A 15654-nucleotide genomic window follows, 5' to 3' on the forward strand; every position below is an offset into this window, starting at 1 on the left:
TTCATTTAATAAAAAAGAAAAATTATGTCAGTATTAAAAGTTATTGAAGTATTATCCAGTTCTAATGAAAGCTGGGAAGACGCTACTAGAAAAGCCGTAAAAGAAGCTTCTAAAACAGTTAAAAATATTAAATCTGTTTATATTAAGGAGCAGAGCGCTATGGTAAGTGGCGACAATGTTACAGAATTTAGAGTAAATGTAAAACTTACTTTTGAAGTAAAGTAAGTGCTATAAAAAGTATAAAAAGCGTTCCTTGTGAACGCTTTTTTTTATTGTTATAATTCTTAACTTTGATACATGAAATACGTATCGCTACTAATAATCAGTATTTTATTAAGTTGTCAAGGACAAAACAAAGACTCCATGAAGCACGCATATACAAACAATTTAATTCACGAAACTAGTCCCTATCTTTTACAACACGCCCATAATCCTGTTGATTGGAATCCGTGGAACGAGACCGTTTTAGAGCAGGCAAAAAAAGAAAACAAACTCATTCTTATAAGTGTAGGTTATGCAGCCTGCCATTGGTGTCATGTTATGGAACATGAAAGTTTTGAAGATACCATAGTGGCTGAATTAATGAATTTGAAATTTATAAATATAAAAGTTGATAGAGAAGAACGCCCAGACATAGATCAGGTATATATGAATGCTGTGCAACTTATGACAGGAAGTGGTGGTTGGCCAATGAATGTGATAGCTCTTCCGGATGGCCGACCTGTTTGGGGAGGAACATATTTTAGAAAAGAACAATGGATGAGTGCTTTGGAGCAAATTTCAGATTTGTACCGTAAACACCCGGAAAAACTATACGAATATGCCGATAAGCTAGAACAAGGTATCAAAGCCATGGATGTGGTTACCTTAAATAAAGAAGAGGCAGAATTCAAATTAGAATTTATAGATCAGACCGTTAAAAATTGGGAAGCTCATTTTGATCATAAATTTGGAGGTTTTAAACGTGCGCCAAAATTTATGATGCCTAATAACTATCATTTTTTATTGCGATATGCTTATCAACACAAACATAAAGATTTACAAAAATTTGTAAACCTTACTTTAACTCAAATGGCCTACGGAGGTCTTTACGATCAAGTTGGAGGTGGCTTCTCAAGATATTCTACAGATGTTAATTGGCATATTCCGCATTTTGAAAAAATGCTTTACGACAACGCGCAATTAGTAAGTCTATATTCTGATGCTTATTTAATTACAAAAGATCCATTATATAAAGATATTGTTTATGAAACTCTAGAGTTTGTAGAACGTGAGTTAACAGCCCAAAACGGAGCCTTCTACTCTTCTTTAGATGCCGATAGTAACATGCCAAACGGCACTTTAGAGGAAGGTGCATTTTATGTTTGGCAGAAAGAAGAACTACAAAAAATATTAGGTTCGAGTTATGAATTATTTTCGGAATATTATAATATTAATAACTATGGTTTATGGGAAAACAGTCAATATGTTTTAATTAGAAAAGATTCTGACGAAAAAATATTAAAGACGCACAAGCTTTCTCTTGAAGATTTAAATAAAAAGAAAGCCGAATGGAAGCAACTTCTTTTAGAAAAACGTGAAAAAAGAAATAGACCTAGGCTAGACGATAAAACTTTAACATCTTGGAATGCCTTAATGATAAAAGGCTATGTAGATGCCTACCGTGTATTTGGCGAAGAAAACTTTTTAAAAACAGCCGAAAAAAACGCTAATTTTATACTCAATGTTCAATTGCGAGAAGATGGCGGATTAAACCATAACTACAAAAATAACACGAGCACCATAAATGGTTATCTAGAAGATTATGCCACAACTATTGATGCCTATTTAGCTCTTTATGAAAATACCTTAAACGTTAAATGGTTATCTGCAGCAAGAGATTTAACCAACTATGCATTCGATTATTTTTATGAAGAAACCAATAGTATGTTTTATTTTACATCTAATAAAGACCCCTTATTAGTTAGCAGAAGTACAGAATACAGAGACAATGTTATTCCTGCAAGTAACTCTATGATGGCTAAAAACCTCTTTAAATTATCACGTTATTTCGATAATAACTATTACCATAAAACAGCCACTAACATGTTAAATAATATCAAACCAGAAATGCAGGAATACGGTTCTAATTATTCCAATTGGTTAGATTTAATGCTAAATTACACAGAACCTTTTTACGAAGTTGTTGTGTCTGGAACAGAAGCTCACGAGAAAATAAAAGAGTTAAATAAAAAATATATTCCAAACAAAATTCTTGCTGGTGCAACAAAGGAAAGTTCTTTGCCTCTATTAGAAAACAGGTTTATAGAAAACGAGACATTTATTTATGTTTGTGTTAATCAAGCCTGCCAACTTCCAGTTAAAGAAGTAAAAGAGGCCATTAAACAAATTAAAAATTAATTCAGTATGAGTCTTATTTCTATATTCTTAATCTGTTTGGTTGCCTTAGAGCACCTCTATTTTTTACTTTTAGAAATGTTTTTATGGACCACTCCTAAAGTGATTAAAATTTTCGGGTTAAAGTCTCAAAGTTTTGCCAAAGAAACTAAGACTTTAGCGGCCAATCAAGGTTTGTATAATGGTTTTTTGTCGGCAGGGCTTGTTTTCGCTCTAGTAAATAACGATGTAAAAACACTTATTTTCTTTTTAATCTGTGTGATAGTTGCAGGAATTTTTGGAGCCATCACCACCAAAAAGCCAAAACTATTTATTTTACAATCTTTACCTGCTGGTTTAGCCCTAATTTCATTGTTATTTTAAAAGAGTTTCCTACTGTTTTTAATTGAAAACCAGAAATCAAACTATTTTTTTTAACTTTACACCCTAACTTAAAATATAAATATGGATTTAGAAAATTGGACAGAAAGAGGAATTGAATTTATAACCGTATATGGTTTAAAGCTTTTAGGAGCTGTTCTGATATGGGTTATTGGATCGTGGGTAATTAAAAAATTACAAAACGCAGCCAAAACAATAATGAAGAAAAGAGAATTAGAAGTAAGTCTTCAAAAGTTCTTATCAAATTTAATAGGTTGGACTTTAAAAATTCTTTTAGTAATTAGTATTTTATCTCAAGTTGGGATTGAAACTACATCTTTTGCTGCTATTTTAGCTGCAGCCGGTTTAGCTATTGGTATGGCTTTACAAGGTTCCTTAGGTAATTTTGCAGGAGGCGTTTTAATTATGATTTTTAAGCCTTTTAAAATTGGCGATTTTATTAACGCTCAAGGTGAAGCTGGTACAGTAAAAGAAATTGAAATATTTACTACAAAATTAACAACTCCAGATAATAAAGAAATTATTATCCCTAACGGAAGTCTTTCTAATGGGAACATTACAAACTTTAGTACGGAAGATAATAGACGTGTAGACTTTACTTTTGGAGTAGGATACGACTCAGACATCAAAAAAACTAAAGAAGTTATAATGAGTGTTATTGAATCTAATCCCGCTATTTTAAAAGATCCGGCACCAGCGATAAATGTTTCGGAGCTGGGAGATAGTTCTATCAACTTCTTTACTCGAGTTTGGGTAAAGAAAGAGGATTACTGGGATGTAAACTTTGATACTATAGAACGTACTAAAGAAGCTCTTGATGCTGCTGGAATAGATATTCCTTATCCACATCAAGTTGAAATACAAAAACAAGGCTAAAACCAAGGCCTTTAAATCCTCCATAAAGAATAAAGAGGATTTATAATTAAGCAAACCTGTCTAGGATTAAAACTAGGCAGGTTTTTTATTATCTTTTTTTAGGTTTTAAGGCCACAAAATCTTTTAAATAATAGGGTTCAAAATAAGCAACATCTTCAAAGTCATTTTGTATAAATTTCCGATAAGCTATTAAACTCATTTGGTTTGCTGAGGGCAGTTTATCTTCAACAAAGTGTGCATTTGGATGCTGAATTAGGGATTTAGTTTTTTCAACTCCACTTCCCACAAAATAAACAGGACCTTTTTCTAAATATTCATTAAAAGAATTTGCTTCCAATATTTGAGCTTCAACTTTTCGGATTGTATTAAAATCCTGATCAAAAACAGCTGAATAGACTTCCATTCGCCTGGCATCTAGCATGGGAATTATTAGTCCTTTTGTCGTATCCACCTGATGTGCTAAAGCTTCTAAAGTAGAAATAGCAATCAAAGGTTTGTTTAGAGCAAAACAAAGCCCTTTTGCAGCCGAAACTCCAATTCTTAATCCTGTATAAGATCCAGGACCTTTACTAACTGCAATGGCGTCTAGTTGATTTGTTGCTAAATTATTATTAGCTAAAATTGTTTCTATATAGATATGCAAACGCTCGGCATGAGAGTACTCTTTACTATTATCTTCTAAAAGTGCAAAAGTCTCTCCTTGCTTAGAAAGAGAGACAGAGCAATTAGTTGTAGATGTTTCTATATTTAATATTATAGCCACAATAATTAATCTATTAAAGAATTGCCTAAGTAGAAATCTAAGACTTTGGTTGTGAACACAAAATTATATTTTGCATTAATTAAGTTAGCTTCTGCATTTACCAATCTATTTCTAACTTGCTCAAATTCAAAAGAATTCATAACCCCAGAATTATAGCTTTCTTGAGCATTTTTAAAGGATTCCTGTTGAGCACTTAAGGAAATTCGGGAGGCTTCAAATTGCTTTAAGGCAGCTTTGGCATCTGTATAAGACTGCTCGATGGTTGAACGTAAATCTTGTTTGGCTTGGTCTAAAGAGTAAGCAATACGCTCATTATTAATTTTAGCTTTATTAACACTTACCTTTGTTTGCATGCGATTAAAAATTGGAACATTAAGACTAAAACCAAAGTTATAACCTAAATTATCTTCTAGTTGTTGGGTAAAACCATTTTCTATTATTTGAAAACTCGATGGATCTAAAGGATCGTCGTATATAATTCTTAAATCTTCCTGTCCTTGGAAATGTTGGTAAGATGTTCCTAAACCTGCACCAAAACTCAAAGTAGGATAATAGGCACTTTTAGCAATATCTATTGCTAATTCAGAATTTTCTATATCTAATTCGGCCTTTTTTATTTCGGGTCTATTTTGGAGCGCATAGTCATAAATCTCTTTTGAGTTTTTATGTTCCACTAAAACTTCAGGAAGATGCATTTCTATTTCTTCAACATCAAAACCTTCGCTTGGTATTTGTAAGAGCTGAGTTAGTCCTAACTTGGCAAGGTCTAAACTGTTTTCAACATTCGTTAATTTTTCATTATCGGTTGCTAATTGAGCTTGAACTTCATACAAATCTGCTTGAGGTTTAACTCCAGAATTCACCAACTCGGTTACTTGGGTTACTTGCTTCTCTGTAATTTCTATTTGCTCCTGAGCTACTTTTAAATTTTCCTTGTTAAGTAAAATATTCAGGTATTGATTCACAACATTAACTGAAATATTATCCTTTAAAATATTTAATTGCAGGATACTGGATTCAATTCCTAATTGAGCTTGCTTATACATACTGGTATTTCTAAACCCATTAAACAAGGTGACTCCCGTATTTAAACCAAAACTATTTCCTCTTGAATCTCTACTAACTCTATTTCCATCTTGTCCAATAAACGACCCGAAGTTCCAGTTTTGTGTTGCAGATCCACTTAAGTTTGGTAAGAAATTACCTTTGGCTGATGTTAATTCTTCATCTGCCGTTTTTGTATCTAATTCTGTTTGCTTGATAGATATATTATTCTCCAAAGCGTAGTTTACACATTCCTCCAAAGACCATTTTTTGTCTTGAGCAAAGGTAGATACTCCTACAAAAACAGTTAATAAAACTGTTGTAATTATATTTCTATTAATCTTCATCATTATTATCTTTAGAAGCTTTGTTCCACACTTTAATTTTATCTCCTTCTTTAACGCCGTCTACTATTTCGACATTAATACCATCTGAAATTCCTAATTCCACATATTTTTCTTCAAATTTATTATCTCCTACTAAAACCTCAACATAAGGTTTTTCTGTAATTCTATTAAATTGAAGTAAAGATTCTTTAATTACCAGAATACTGTCTTTGCTTTCCATATCTATTTCGGCATTAGCACTATAACCTGCTCTAATTTTTGTGGAAGGTGTTACTTCAACATCTGCTTTAATAGTAAATTGAACGGCGCCATTTTCCTCGTTCCCTTTTGGGGCAACAAAGGTTAACTTTGCTGGGAATTCCTGTTCGTTTAAAGCTCCAAGAACGACTTTTATATCTGTTCCTTCTTCAATTTTACCAACTTCTGCCTCGTCCACTTTTCCTTCAAAAATCATTTTACTCATATCTGCAATTGTTGCAACTGTTGTACCAGCGTTAAAGCTGTTGGATTCAATAACCTGATCTCCTTCTCTAACAGGAATTTCCAGAACAGTTCCTGCAATTTGAGCTACAATATTAGTATTTGCAGAGCCTCCACCAGAAAGAGATCCCTGTCTAATAATTTGATAATCATTTTGAGCCTGAGTTAAAGACTCTTTTGCCTGATTATAAGATAGCTCGCTATTTTCGAAATCTTGCTTAGAAATAACACCTTTTTCAAAAAGTCCTTTATTTCTATCGTATAAAATTTGAGCATTGTCTAAAGCTAAACGCGCCGTACGCGTTCTACTATTAGCACTTGCCAAGTTTTGCTCGTTAGGTACCACACGAATTTTAGCAATCATATCTCCCTTCTTAACAATATCTCCTTCTTCTACCAAGATTTTATCGATAATTCCGGCTATTTGAGGTTTTAACTCAATTTCTTCTTCAGGATTAAGTTTTCCTGTAGCCACAACTTTTGTGTTAATAGAAGTAAAGAATGGCTCTTCTACTTTAAAGTCTTCAAGAGCTTTTGAATTCGAATCTTTAAAGTATTTAATTACCCATACAAACAGTACTAGTAAAACAATTCCAACTATAATTTTTAGCGTTTTATTCATTTTTAATTCCTTTTATAATTCTTGCTTGGTTTGATAGTCTTCTTATAATGCTATAAAGACGATTTATGATTGTTTTCAATTGATTATTCTTCTCTTAAAGCATCTATAGGTTTAATACTTGTGGCTTTAAAAGCTGGAATTAGTCCGATTAAAGTTCCTAAAACCACTAATATTATTAACGATATAAAAACCACTCCAATAGATACTGATGCATTTACTATCACCGCTTCGTCTCCTTGTCCAAAGGCTTTATCTAAGGCTATTAGAATCCAACCTCCTGTAATAATTCCAAGAAATCCAGCTAGAAGGGTTATAAATACAGCTTCTACAACTATTTGTCTTTTAATTTCGTAGGGGGTTGCTCCTAAGGCACGACGGACACCTATTTCTTTGGTACGCTCTTTTACGGTAATTAAAAGAATATTACCAATGGCAAACACTCCGGCAATTAAGGTGGCAATACCTACAAACCAGGTTAGAAATTGCATTCCGACAAGAAAGCCTGTAATTTTTTTAAATTCTTTCCCTAAATTAAAGCTTCCAAAAGCGCGTTTATCTTTGGGATGAACGTTATTTAGGTTTTTTAAAATAAGCTTGGCATCGGCTTCAATTTGTGTGATATCATATTCTGGTTTTCCAGTAATCATCATAAAACCAATATTATCACCTTGATTAAATATTTGTTGAAAGGTTGTAAACGGAATGTGAATATCACTGGTTGGCCCCATATTTACATTTCCATTCTCGAACATGCCAACAACCGTAAAATTCATATTGTTTATTTGAATTAGTTGGCCAATCATTTCTTCATCTTTTTCAAACAGTTGTTTGTAGATATCTTCTGAAATAACAGCTACTTTTCTATTGTCGTCAATATCACTTTGATTGAGAAACCTACCGTGAATTAATTTCTTTTTCTGAACCTTATCTAGTAAAGGGAAATCGCCATTAATTGCAAAATTTCCTGATAAAAAATTTCTAACTACCTGACTTTGATTTTGATTTCTAGGAACTACAAACTCAATTCCTTCAACATTTTCTTCAACTATTTTAGCATCTGTAAGAGTAAGTTTTACCATTCTTCCTTCCTGAAATCCTTTGAAAGGCTTGCTTGTATTTTGTCCCCAAACAAACACACTATTAGTTGCAAAACTTCCAAATAGTCTATTAAAGGAATTTTCTAAACCTCTAGCAGAACCAAGTAAGCCAATAAGTAGTAAAATTCCCCACCAAACACCAACCATAGTAAGCATGGTTCTTAGTTTGTTTTTACTAAGACTATCCCATACTTCTTGCCATGTATCTCTTGCGAATAAAAACTTTATCATATTAATCGTCTCTTAAGGCCACAATTGGTTTAATTTGCGATGCTTTTTTAGCAGGTAAATATCCCGCAATTCCACCGGCTACAATTAATGTAAGGGTTGCAGCAATAACCAAAGTTGTACTAACACTTGGGTCTTTTATAAAATAGTCTTCCAAACTTGGTCCAATAAACTCTAAAACACCCATTCCTATTAACAATCCTATCCAGCCTGCTATGGCAGTAATTAGAATAGCTTCTAATAAAATGAGAGATATAATAGATTTAGGCGAAGCTCCAAGAGCTTTTCTAATTCCAATTTCTTTGGTTCGTTCTTTAACAATAAAAATCATGATATTACTAACTCCCACAATTCCTGCTATTAAAGTTCCAAAACCAATAACAATTATAATTACTCCAAGACCAAAGGTCATTTGATTAACTGTTTTCGATTCGTTAGCAAGGTTTCTAACACGAATAGCTCTTTGATCGCTACTAGCTACATCAAATCTATCTTTTAAATCTTTGGTTAAATTGTTACTAAAAGCAATAGCTTTATTGTAATTCATTTCCGGATTATAAGTTAGATTTATTTGATCTATATAATCGTTATTTCCATAAACACGTTGTGCCGTACTAATTGGCATATAAATAATACGTTCTTCATTATCGCCACCATCGTCTCTAAAAACACCCACAATTTTATATTGCAAGCCGTTTAAACTAATGTATTTACCTAAAGCTGTAGTTTTCAAAAATAAATCCTGCTCTACCAATCTTCCAATAACAACCACTTTGGTTTTATTTTCAATATCCAACTGGTTAATATATCGGCCATCTTTAATAATAGTATTCTCTAAGAATTGATGATCTGGATGAACAGCTCGAACGGGATAGGTACTTTTTTCGTTTCTAAAGATAGCATCCACGTTTAAATGCAATCTAGAGGTTATATATTGTACATTATCTCCGTATTCTTCTTTTATATAATCGAAATCTTTATTTTTAAACTGAATTTGTCTTCCCGCCTGAAAGCCTTTATTTGCCTTTGTTGTTGTTCCAGACTGAATAAAGATGGAATTGTTAGCATCGTCTGAGAAAGCTTCAGCAAAGGTATTATTTAGTCCATTTGCTATTCCAAAAAGAATGGTGAATAATAAGATTGCAAATGCAACGGTAAACCCAGAAAGCAAGCTTCTGGTTCTATTCATATTAATACTTTGAAATATTTCTCTCCAGAGACCTCTATCCAACATATTGAGAAGCTCTTACTTGTTCTACTTTTTCATCTTCCATAATTAGTCCGTCTTTTAAGCGAACAATACGCTTACACATTTGAGCAATATCTTCTTCGTGTGTAACAATAAGAATGGTTTTACCTTCATCGTTTAAATGTTGGATAAAGTCCATAATTTCGTGAGAAGTTTTAGTATCTAAAGCTCCTGTAGGTTCATCGGCTAATAACAACTTTGGGTTTGCGGCTAAAGCTCTTGCAATTGCCACACGTTGTTTTTGACCTCCAGATAACTCATTAGGCAGATGATGTGCCCAAGGTTCTAAACCAACTTTTCCTAAATGGAATAAGGCCAATTCTTGTCTTTCCTGGCGTTTCATACCTTGATAATACAAAGGTAAAGCCACGTTATCTAAAGCATTTTTATAATTAATGAGGTTGAAAGACTGAAAAATAAATCCGAGAAATTTATTTCTATAAATTGCAGCTTTCTTTTCTGTTAAGTTTTTAATGGGAACTCCATCTAGAATATATTCACCTTCGTCTGCTTCATCTAACATCCCGATTATATTCAGTAATGTGGATTTTCCAGAACCTGAAGAACCCATAATAGCAACCATTTCGCCGTCTTCAACTGTAAGATCGATCCCTTTTAATACATGCAAACTTGAATCTCCTATAGGATAGGATTTATGAAGTTTTTTAATGTTTAACATATTTGTTAGTTGTTGATTAAACTAGCTTTATAATAATAAGACTATTTAAAAGCTAATTTGTTACAACAAAACTAAATATAATTTAAGAAGTCGCTTTTTTAGTCTTGTTAAACTTTTTGTAAATTAGAAAGCCAATCCCTGCTATAAGAATGTAAGGAACTGCCATTAAATAAACAATTCCATCATTAATTCCTTTAGCTAAGTCTTCGCCTCCTCCAGTTTCTAAAACAGCACGACACATAGCGCATTGTGCATTTACCTGAGTAAAAAGGAAAAAAGAAAACAGAAAAAATAGAATTTTGCGTTGCATAATTTAAAATTTAAACATAATAAGGGGAAATCATAAGATAGACAATAACACCTGAAATAGCAACATATAACCATAAAGGAAATGTTATTCTTGCAATTTTTTTATGTCTTTCAAAACTTCCTGATAAAGCTCTTACAAAAGTTATTAAAACAAAGGGGATAATAACAATTGATAATAGAATATGTGTAATTAAAATAAAGTAATAGACGTATTTAATTGCTCCTTCTCCTCCAAACTTTGTAGAGTCACTGGTCATATGATACGCCATATATAAAACTAAGAATACAATAGAACAACCTATTGCTGTCTTCATGAGGTTTTCATGAAGTACCATCTTTTTATTTTTAATGGCTATAACAGCAATTACCAAAATTACAGCAGTAATAGCATTTATAGAAGCATAAATAGGTGGCAAGAATGTTAATGGCTCTACATCTAAACCAAGATCTCTTAAATTAACACCAAACAAAGCAGCTACAGCTAAAGGGATAATTATGGATAAAGCAATGACCCATTTATTATACTTTTTCTCTTGCAGCAAAGCATCCTCCTTATTCATTTAGCAATTTTTTAATATCTTCTTTAAGCATAGAGATTTGTTCTTCCTGACCGTCTTCGTCTACTTTCTCAGCTTCCGAGATAATACCATTATAATAAATTACCGGATTCCCATTTAAGATTCTTGATCTAATAAAGCCGTTTTTATCTATAAGCGCAAAGTTTCCTGAATGTTCAAAACCTCCTTCGGCTTCATCGTCTTGAGCTGTATAAAGATTAAACCCTTCGTTGGCTAGCTTATAAATATCTTCCTTTTCACCTGTAAGAAGATGCCAATTTGGATTAGTAATTCCGTATTTACTGGCATAATCTTTTAATACTTCCATGGTATCATGTTCCGGATTAATAGAAAAAGAAGCTACACCAAAGTCGGTATTGCCTTTAAAAGCATTCTGAATCTCAACAAGGTTTCTATTCATTTTAGGACAAATAGAAGGACAAGTTGTAAAAAAGAACTCTACCACATATACTTTTCCTAAGTAATCTTTATTGGTAATGGTTTGACCATTCTGATCTGTAAATGAAAACTCGGGTACTTTTTTGGGCTCTCCATTAATTTCCAGGAAGACCAGATCATTATTATCTTTAAAGTTGTTGTCTTGCCCCTGGCTCATCCTATCGCTTCTTGAAATGTCTTTATTCTTTATTCTATCTACAATTTTTGGAACAAAAATAATTCCAAAAACCAAAATAATAAAGGCCATACCTACGTATGAATAATTTGTTTTATTACTCATGATTACTACTTTTTAAACTGTTTGCTCTTCTCGTTGACGAGTCGAAATTTCCTTTTCTTCTATCTCTATATTCTTGAAATAATACACGTAAATCGTCTGCACTCATTTTATTTTTCATTTCTGAAACTTCAATACAATTATAAGAATATAACGGATATGCAGGTTTATTTTTTTCTTTTTCCTTATCGGTTCTATCGTCTAATCTACCACGTTGATTTAAGTCTTTATCTATAATAAAAACCTCGTGAGTGGCTAAGTCGTTATCTAAAGTTTCTTTAGACTTCAAACTATTAAATACACGTTCAATATCTGCATCTTCACCATAGAGGAAATGCCAATATTTTAAATCTTCGTAAGATTTAATTTCTTTTTTTAAGATTTCGATATCTTTTTCGGCTCCATATGGCAATAAAAGAACTACCTGGAAATTCTTAAATCCTTTGAATTTATTATAAACCAGCTCTTTTAAGTTTGAGGCAGCCATAACATTATCCATCGGGTTTCTACCCAAAAAGCCTAAAACGGTAATATAATCTTCTAAGACAATTTCCTTATTATCATCCGAGGTGAAATTTTGAAACTCAACGACCCCTGAATGAACCACGCTTAATGGCGTATAATTGTGTTTAGAGGGGAACAACATCAATAAAAATAATACTGGAAGAAAAAATAATATTCCAAGAGTTGTATAGCGTTTTATAAGCTTTTTATTCATTTTTATAAGTCGTAAAAATTATCTAAATAAGATTAAACTTGCTTTTAATATTTATAGTGCAAAAATAGAAAAAGACGGTCTAAAAACCGTCTTTTTCTATTTATTTAACTTTGATAAGATTTATTAAAAATCGTGTTTTACAAAACCATTAGTAAAAACGGATCCAACATATTGTCCTTCTTGTAATATTATAAATATTATGTAACAAATTAAGAACACTCCTGTCCAAACAACCATACGTCTTAAGCTTGCTGTTTCGTCTCTCATATGCATGAAATCCCAAGTAATATAATAAGCTTTTACTATGGTTAAGATAATAAAAATCCAGTTTAAGATTTTCATTCCCATAAAGTGTCCATTAAGAACTTCAGGCTTATAGATACCTAAAACAACCTCAATAGCCGTTACAATTGATAAAAAGATTAATACACCCCAGATTTTTTGGGTATTGGATTTAAACTTTACTAATCCTCTAAATATTTCTAATTTATGCGTGTCTGCCATGTTTAAAATAAATTATATAAAAATTATACTAAGTAGAAGAATGTAAATACAAACACCCATACTAAATCAACAAAGTGCCAATATAATCCTACTTTCTCAACCATTTCGTAACTTCCTCTACGCTCGTAAGTACCAAGTATTACGTTAAAGAATATAATAATATTCAACAAAACACCAATGGATACGTGAAACCCGTGGAATCCAGTAATAAAGAAGAAGTAATTTGCAAATAATGGCGGACCGTACTCGTTTTGAATTAGGTTAGCTCCTTCTACAACATTCTTTCCTTTGGTTTTTAATTCTTTTAAAGATTCGTTTCTGGATAAAATAGTTTTATGTCCAGTCTCTTTATCTGTATAAGTTGTTTTAACCAAAATGTTTTCGTTTGCTTCAAAACCAGCTACCACCTCATCAAAGGTATAACTTGGCAAACTGCTTTCACTAGTAAACCAAAGTCCATTTTTTCCTAAATGTTGTGTACGCTCTTTTGGTTCTCCAATGGCAAAATCTTTTAGAGCCACACGATTTCCATCTGTATCTACAAAATGGATAATATTTCCTCCATGCGTTCCAACAGCTCCGTATTCACCTTTAATAAATGTTGTCCACTCGTAAGCTTGAGAGCTTAAGAAAATAAACCCACCTATAACGGTTAAAAACATATAGATAGTAGTTTTAGCCTTATCCATCTTATGTCCGGCATCTACAGCTAATACCATAGTTACTGACGACATAATTAAAATGAAGGTCATGAATGCCACGAAAATCATTGGATAATTTCCATGAATAAAAGGAACGTGTGTAAACACATCGTCTGCAATTGGCCAAATTTCGGCAAATTTAAATCTTGAAAATCCGTAAGATGCTAGAAATCCAGTGAAGGTTAAAGCATCGGAAGTGATGAAAAACCACATCATCAATTTCCCGTAACTTGCTTTTAAAGGTTCTTTTCCTCCACCCCAAGTTTTTTCGTCTGTACCAGTATCTGCAACTGTAGTGTTCATATATTTGGTTTAGTATTTATTTAAAAGTTGAACAAAAATAATCAATTTATCGTTCTAACGAAATTTACACCTCTAAATTTTAAGGACTCTAAATAAGCATCCCTATAGTTATGGCGCCATATTGTTAGAATTCAATGGTATTTATCCTATAAAATATAAAAACAAAAACAGATATAACCATAGGATATCTATAAAGTGCCAAAAAGTTGCAGCTAATTCAAGCCCTAACATTTTTGTTGGTTCATATTTTTGTTTAAAATGATTATAAATTACCACTAACAAACAGATTAATCCAACAACCACATGCAAAATGTGCACTACAGCTATTAAATAAATGTAAGACATGGTAATATTACTTGTAGGACCTGTAAAATTATAGCCTAAATCTATGATTTGTTGAAATCCTGCAAACTGACTTACTATAAAAGCAATTCCAAGAGCGAGAGTGGTTAGTAACCAGACCATTGTAAGTTTTCTATTATTGGCTTTCATTGCTCTTTTAGCCAAAATAAATGTAAAACTGCTAATAATTATAACAACTGTACTAATTATAAAAGCATTTGGCAATTTAAAATCAGTAAGCCAATCTGGTCTAGAGCTACTTACTACAAAAGCACTAGTCCATCCTGCAAAAGACATAACTAATGAAATAATTCCAAACCAAAGCATCATCTTTTTTGCTCTGCCTTGTTTTTCTTCTAAAGTACCTTGGGTTAAATCCATGATTTATCTAATAAACTTATCTATTACGTAAACTATTTGCAACAATGTAATGTAAGATACACTTGCCAACATAAGTTGTCTTGCTGCTGAAACTGACATTTTTTTATAAAGTTGAATGGCATAATACAACATGCCTATTCCTAATAAAAACACAATTACTGCCGAAACTGGTGTTAGGAACAAGCGTCCTGTAACTCCAAATGCTGGTACTATTGAGACTATAATAGTCCAAATAGTGTACATCATGATTTGTACGGCTGTACCTTTATCTTGTTTTCCAGTAGGCAACATAAAGAAGCCTCCCTTTTTATAATCGTCGTATAAAAACCATCCAATGGCCCAAAAATGTGGGAATTGCCAAAAAAACTGTATTGCAAATAAAGTTCCTGGTTCAATACCAAAGTCGTTAGTTGCCGCTACCCAACCTAACATAAACGGAATGGCACCTGGAATGGCTCCGACAAAAACAGATAATGGGGTTTTGGTTTTTAAAGGGGTATAAGCGCAAGTATAAAGGAAGATGGAGATAGCTCCAAACATAGCCGTTTTTGGATTGATACTGTATAGAATTCCAAGTCCCAATATGGTGAATAACGTAGCTATAACAAAAGCTGAAGTTACAGACATTCGTCCTCCAGGAATTGGCCTATTTTTAGTCCTATCCATTAAGACGTCTAGATCTTTTTCTATAATTTGGTTAAAGGCATTTGAAGCGCCCACCATAAAATATCCACCAAATGCTAATAAAACAAGCGTGGTATAATCTACTGTTTCAACACCTAAAAGATATCCTGCTAAGGAAGAAAATACGACACTAACTGATAACCGGATTTTAGTTATTTCCTTAAAATCTGAAACCAGAGAATATTTAATCGACGAAGTTACTGTTTGATCCAAAGTAAAAAATGCTTTGCCTGAGGCTTTATATTGCGTTTGCAAA

At 32.5% G+C, this 15654-nt stretch carries 18 protein-coding genes; 4 read left to right on the forward strand and 14 right to left on the reverse strand.

Annotated features, from left to right (window positions below; all coding sequences use genetic code 11):
• Nucleotides 1–24: 24 nt before the first annotated feature.
• The 4 genes from OS188_RS02260 (at nucleotide 25) to OS188_RS02275 (ending at nucleotide 3654) form a co-directional block, all read left to right on the forward strand.
• On the forward strand, nucleotides 25–225 hold the full coding sequence (locus OS188_RS02260; protein ID WP_267147192.1) for a dodecin family protein: 201 nt from the start codon (nucleotides 25–27) through the stop codon (nucleotides 223–225).
• 138 nt (nucleotides 226–363) lie between these two features.
• On the forward strand, nucleotides 364–2400 hold the full coding sequence (locus OS188_RS02265; RefSeq protein ID WP_267147262.1) for a thioredoxin domain-containing protein: 2037 nt from the start codon (nucleotides 364–366) through the stop codon (nucleotides 2398–2400).
• 6 nt (nucleotides 2401–2406) lie between these two features.
• Nucleotides 2407–2760, forward strand: coding sequence for a DUF1304 domain-containing protein (locus tag OS188_RS02270; RefSeq protein WP_267147193.1), 354 nt, complete (start codon nucleotides 2407–2409; stop codon nucleotides 2758–2760).
• 81 nt (nucleotides 2761–2841) lie between these two features.
• A complete protein-coding gene (locus OS188_RS02275) occupies nucleotides 2842–3654 on the forward strand; it encodes a mechanosensitive ion channel family protein (protein WP_267147194.1) in 813 nt (270 codons plus the stop codon).
• 88 nt (nucleotides 3655–3742) lie between these two features.
• On the opposite strand, the gene tsaB is transcribed toward OS188_RS02275, so the two are convergent.
• The 14 genes from tsaB to cyoE form a co-directional block, all read right to left on the reverse strand.
• Nucleotides 3743–4417: a tRNA (adenosine(37)-N6)-threonylcarbamoyltransferase complex dimerization subunit type 1 TsaB gene (tsaB, locus tag OS188_RS02280; RefSeq protein ID WP_267147195.1), complete on the reverse strand. Its 675-nt coding sequence runs from the start codon at nucleotides 4415–4417 to the stop codon at nucleotides 3743–3745.
• Nucleotides 4418–4422: 5 nt separating this feature from the next.
• The gene (locus OS188_RS02285) at nucleotides 4423–5808 is read right to left on the reverse strand and encodes a TolC family protein (protein ID WP_267147196.1); all 1386 of its coding nucleotides are present in this window, start codon (nucleotides 5806–5808) and stop codon (nucleotides 4423–4425) included.
• The gene (locus tag OS188_RS02290; protein WP_267147197.1) at nucleotides 5798–6910 is read right to left on the reverse strand and encodes an efflux RND transporter periplasmic adaptor subunit; all 1113 of its coding nucleotides are present in this window, start codon (nucleotides 6908–6910) and stop codon (nucleotides 5798–5800) included. The genes OS188_RS02285 and OS188_RS02290 overlap by 11 nt, the downstream gene beginning before the upstream one ends.
• 83 nt (nucleotides 6911–6993) lie before the next feature.
• Nucleotides 6994–8238 carry an ABC transporter permease gene (locus OS188_RS02295; protein WP_267147198.1) on the reverse strand — a complete coding sequence of 415 codons (1245 nt, stop codon included), beginning with the start codon at nucleotides 8236–8238 and terminating at the stop codon, nucleotides 6994–6996.
• A gap of 1 nt (nucleotide 8239) precedes the next feature.
• Nucleotides 8240–9469, reverse strand: a complete 1230-nt coding sequence (locus OS188_RS02300) for an ABC transporter permease (RefSeq protein WP_416236487.1) — start codon at nucleotides 9467–9469, stop codon at nucleotides 8240–8242.
• A complete protein-coding gene (locus tag OS188_RS02305) occupies nucleotides 9459–10163 on the reverse strand; it encodes an ABC transporter ATP-binding protein (protein ID WP_267147200.1) in 705 nt (234 codons plus the stop codon). The genes OS188_RS02300 and OS188_RS02305 overlap by 11 nt, the downstream gene beginning before the upstream one ends.
• A gap of 82 nt (nucleotides 10164–10245) precedes the next feature.
• Entirely contained in the window at nucleotides 10246–10473 is a 228-nt protein-coding gene (locus OS188_RS02310) for a CAMCR motif-containing small membrane protein (RefSeq protein ID WP_267147201.1), read from the reverse strand.
• 10 nt (nucleotides 10474–10483) lie between these two features.
• Complete coding sequence (locus OS188_RS02315) at nucleotides 10484–11032, reverse strand: DUF420 domain-containing protein (RefSeq protein WP_267147202.1); 549 nt, start codon at nucleotides 11030–11032, stop codon at nucleotides 10484–10486.
• Nucleotides 11025–11768: an SCO family protein gene (locus OS188_RS02320; RefSeq protein ID WP_267147203.1), complete on the reverse strand. Its 744-nt coding sequence runs from the start codon at nucleotides 11766–11768 to the stop codon at nucleotides 11025–11027. The genes OS188_RS02315 and OS188_RS02320 overlap by 8 nt, the downstream gene beginning before the upstream one ends.
• Nucleotides 11761–12483: a hypothetical protein gene (locus OS188_RS02325; protein ID WP_267147204.1), complete on the reverse strand. Its 723-nt coding sequence runs from the start codon at nucleotides 12481–12483 to the stop codon at nucleotides 11761–11763. The genes OS188_RS02320 and OS188_RS02325 overlap by 8 nt, the downstream gene beginning before the upstream one ends.
• A 123-nt stretch (nucleotides 12484–12606) precedes the next feature.
• Nucleotides 12607–12987, reverse strand: coding sequence for a cytochrome C oxidase subunit IV family protein (locus OS188_RS02330; protein ID WP_267147205.1), 381 nt, complete (start codon nucleotides 12985–12987; stop codon nucleotides 12607–12609).
• A 23-nt stretch (nucleotides 12988–13010) separates the two neighbouring features.
• Nucleotides 13011–13991 (reverse strand): cytochrome c oxidase subunit 3, encoded by a 981-nt coding sequence (locus OS188_RS02335; protein ID WP_267147206.1) that lies wholly within the window; start codon nucleotides 13989–13991, stop codon nucleotides 13011–13013.
• A 141-nt stretch (nucleotides 13992–14132) separates the two neighbouring features.
• The gene (locus OS188_RS02340; protein ID WP_267147207.1) at nucleotides 14133–14714 is read right to left on the reverse strand and encodes a cytochrome c oxidase subunit 3; all 582 of its coding nucleotides are present in this window, start codon (nucleotides 14712–14714) and stop codon (nucleotides 14133–14135) included.
• 3 nt (nucleotides 14715–14717) lie between these two features.
• The gene (cyoE, locus tag OS188_RS02345; protein ID WP_267147208.1) at nucleotides 14718–15611 is read right to left on the reverse strand and encodes a heme o synthase; all 894 of its coding nucleotides are present in this window, start codon (nucleotides 15609–15611) and stop codon (nucleotides 14718–14720) included.
• Between the last annotated feature and the right edge of the window lie 43 nt (nucleotides 15612–15654).

Source organism: Xanthomarina sp. F1114 (assembly GCF_026410255.1).
Classification (GTDB): domain Bacteria; phylum Bacteroidota; class Bacteroidia; order Flavobacteriales; family Flavobacteriaceae; genus Xanthomarina.

What these genes read in the sequence shown, in the direction of transcription:
- OS188_RS02260 (WP_267147192.1), top strand. Translation starts at nt 25, where the DNA reads ATGTCAGTATTAAAAGTTATTGAAGTATTATCCAGTTCTAATGAAAGC.
- OS188_RS02265 (WP_267147262.1), top strand. Translation starts at nt 364, where the DNA reads ATGAAGCACGCATATACAAACAATTTAATTCACGAAACTAGTCCCTAT.
- OS188_RS02270 (WP_267147193.1), top strand. Translation starts at nt 2,407, where the DNA reads ATGAGTCTTATTTCTATATTCTTAATCTGTTTGGTTGCCTTAGAGCAC.
- OS188_RS02275 (WP_267147194.1), top strand. Translation starts at nt 2,842, where the DNA reads ATGGATTTAGAAAATTGGACAGAAAGAGGAATTGAATTTATAACCGTA.
- OS188_RS02285 (WP_267147196.1), bottom strand. Translation starts at nt 5,808, where the DNA reads ATGAAGATTAATAGAAATATAATTACAACAGTTTTATTAACTGTTTTT.
- OS188_RS02290 (WP_267147197.1), bottom strand. Translation starts at nt 6,910, where the DNA reads ATGAATAAAACGCTAAAAATTATAGTTGGAATTGTTTTACTAGTACTG.
- OS188_RS02295 (WP_267147198.1), bottom strand. Translation starts at nt 8,238, where the DNA reads ATGATAAAGTTTTTATTCGCAAGAGATACATGGCAAGAAGTATGGGAT.
- OS188_RS02300 (WP_416236487.1), bottom strand. Translation starts at nt 9,469, where the DNA reads ATGTTGGATAGAGGTCTCTGGAGAGAAATATTTCAAAGTATTAATATG.
- OS188_RS02305 (WP_267147200.1), bottom strand. Translation starts at nt 10,163, where the DNA reads ATGTTAAACATTAAAAAACTTCATAAATCCTATCCTATAGGAGATTCA.
- OS188_RS02310 (WP_267147201.1), bottom strand. Translation starts at nt 10,473, where the DNA reads ATGCAACGCAAAATTCTATTTTTTCTGTTTTCTTTTTTCCTTTTTACT.
- OS188_RS02315 (WP_267147202.1), bottom strand. Translation starts at nt 11,032, where the DNA reads ATGAATAAGGAGGATGCTTTGCTGCAAGAGAAAAAGTATAATAAATGG.
- OS188_RS02320 (WP_267147203.1), bottom strand. Translation starts at nt 11,768, where the DNA reads ATGAGTAATAAAACAAATTATTCATACGTAGGTATGGCCTTTATTATT.
- OS188_RS02325 (WP_267147204.1), bottom strand. Translation starts at nt 12,483, where the DNA reads ATGAATAAAAAGCTTATAAAACGCTATACAACTCTTGGAATATTATTT.
- OS188_RS02330 (WP_267147205.1), bottom strand. Translation starts at nt 12,987, where the DNA reads ATGGCAGACACGCATAAATTAGAAATATTTAGAGGATTAGTAAAGTTT.
- OS188_RS02335 (WP_267147206.1), bottom strand. Translation starts at nt 13,991, where the DNA reads ATGAACACTACAGTTGCAGATACTGGTACAGACGAAAAAACTTGGGGT.
- OS188_RS02340 (WP_267147207.1), bottom strand. Translation starts at nt 14,714, where the DNA reads ATGGATTTAACCCAAGGTACTTTAGAAGAAAAACAAGGCAGAGCAAAA.